This window comes from Pantoea sp. SIMBA_079 (assembly GCF_046940275.1).
Classification (GTDB): domain Bacteria; phylum Pseudomonadota; class Gammaproteobacteria; order Enterobacterales; family Enterobacteriaceae; genus Pantoea; species Pantoea borealis.
In genome coordinates, this window is the sequence record NZ_JAWRYR010000908.1 from 1 (window position 1) to 236 (window position 236).

General features: G+C 73.7%; 1 protein-coding gene. It reads right to left on the reverse strand.

Features of this window, described 5'->3' with window-relative positions:
* Positions 1-236, reverse strand: a 236-nt coding sequence (locus SB719_RS22570) for a hypothetical protein (protein ID WP_412160095.1), incomplete at both ends; no start/stop codon positions are given.

Below are 236 nucleotides of genomic sequence, written 5' to 3' on the forward strand. Positions count from 1 at the left end.
GCAGGTCCACCTTCGCCGCGCCGGTCGGGTTGCGCGGATCGCTGCCACCGGTCAGCGTGCCGGCCGCGCGGTTCCACTCGATCGTCTGCAGGTTGCCCCAGACATGGCTGGAGCCGCGCCCGCCCGCGGCGCGATCGCCCGGCAGATCGACGGTGTGGCCCATCGCGCGCAACGCCGCCGCGGTGTCGGCGCTGAACGCATCCGATTCCGCCGACACCACGTCGGGCATCCACTGG